The 1718-nt window shown below is 69.0% G+C and carries 1 protein-coding gene; it reads left to right on the top strand.

Translation table 11 applies throughout. The features are described 5' to 3' along the window. Positions 1-118: 118 nt before the first annotated feature. Positions 119-1546 (top strand): IS1380 family transposase, encoded by a 1428-nt coding sequence (locus I8N67_RS41340; protein WP_307835529.1) that lies wholly within the window; start codon positions 119-121, stop codon positions 1544-1546. Positions 1547-1718 lie beyond the last annotated feature (172 nt).

The following is a 1718-nucleotide window of genomic DNA, read 5'->3' as shown; positions in this document are numbered from 1 at the left end:
CCCCGGCTATTCAGCGGAATTGGGCGACCTGACGCCCTGACAGCAGAAAGGTGCCGCTGAGCTGCGAGGATGCGAGTGTCGAGTTCGTATCCGGTGCAGGAGTCAGGACACCTTTCTGGTGAGTGAGCGTACAGGGTGGGACCGGGGGCTGTCTGTGACGGCCGACGGGAAAGGGCTGGTGGGGCATGCCGGGGCGGTGCTGCTGCGCAAGCTCGCCGACCGTGTCGGCCTGACCGACGCACTGGCGGGAGTGCTGCCATCGGGCACGGCCTCGTCGTGGCGGGACCGGGCCACCGCGCTCGTCGGCCTCGTCGTCGCGATCGCGCTCGGCGCCACGAATCTGCTGGAGGCCGAGCAGCTACAGCTCCACCACGGCCCCCTGTTCGGACCGGCAGTGTCGGACTCCACGCTGCACCGGCTGCTGTCCACGACGGACGAGACGAGGCGCGCACAGATCGCGAAGGTGCGACAGCGGGTGCGCCGCCATGTCTGGACGCTGCTGCACCTGCGGCCCGGCGGCTTCCCGTACCTGACCGTCGCGGGGCGGCATCTGAAGGGCTGGATCGTGCTCGACATGGACGCCACGATCATCACCGCGGCCTCCAGGAAACAGGGCGCCGCCGGCACGTTCAAGGGCACCTTCGGCTTCCACCCGCTGGCCGCGTGGCTGGCCAACACCGACGAGTGCCTGGCGATGGAGCTGAGGGAGGGCAACGCCGGCGCGAACACCGTCGCCGATCACCTGCGGGTGCTGGATGCCGCGCTCGCGCAGATACCCCGCTCCTCCCAGGCCAAGATCCTGGTACGGGTCGACGGCGCCGGTGCCACGCACGGCCTGCTCAAGCGCCTTCAGGCGCTCAACACCACGCGGCGCACGGTCCGTTACACCGTCGGCTGGACGATCACGCCCGAGGACGAACGCGCCATCGCCCGCCTCCCCGAAGCCGCCTGGGAAACCTCCCTGCGACAGGACGGCGAGGTCCAAGAGGGCTACTTCGTCGCCGAGTTGACCGGGCTGAACACGCGTGAAGGCTGGCCCAAGGGCATGCGGCTGATCGTCCGCCGCGTCAAGCCCTCCCGCCGGCACCTGGGGAAACTGACCGCGTTCGAGCAGAAGACCGGCTGGCGCTACTCGATCACCGCAACGAACATCCGGCACATGGCCCACATCGCCGGCACCCACCAAGTGCAGTTCCTCGACGTCCTGCACCGCGATCACGCCGAGGTCGAAGACCGTGTGCGCACCAACAAGGCGATGGGACTGGCGAACCTGCCGTCCAAGTCCTGGGAAACGAACGCGAGCTGGATGCTCACCGCGAACCTCGCCGCCGATCTCGACGCCTGGCTGCGACTGCTGACCCTCCACGACCAAGCAGACCTCGCCGACGCCGAGCCGGACACCATGCGCTTCCGCCTCTACCACCTGCCCGCCCGCCTCGCCCACCACGCCCGCCGCCGCCACCTGCGCATCGAACGGACCTGGCCCTGGGCCCAGACATTCACCACCAGCTGGAAGCGGATCACCCAGCTTTCTGCCGTCACCTGACGGCCGGCATTGCCCCGACGAGGACCAGGAAGGAGCAGAACCCGCAGTCTCCGGGCCCGTGGAACCCGGCGCAGCCGCGGCGTCACGCGACGGCCCGTCCTACACCAGCCAAGGACATTACGGGCGAACCGCCGGATCGATCAGCGACCGAACCCAGCTGAAGAATCGAGGC

Origin of the sequence: Streptomyces adelaidensis (assembly GCF_016598475.1) — a bacterium.
In the GTDB taxonomy this organism is placed as follows: domain Bacteria; phylum Actinomycetota; class Actinomycetes; order Streptomycetales; family Streptomycetaceae; genus Streptomyces; species Streptomyces adelaidensis.
The sequence above is the reverse complement of the archived record's forward strand: the minus strand, read 5'-3'. Positions and strand labels throughout refer to the sequence as shown.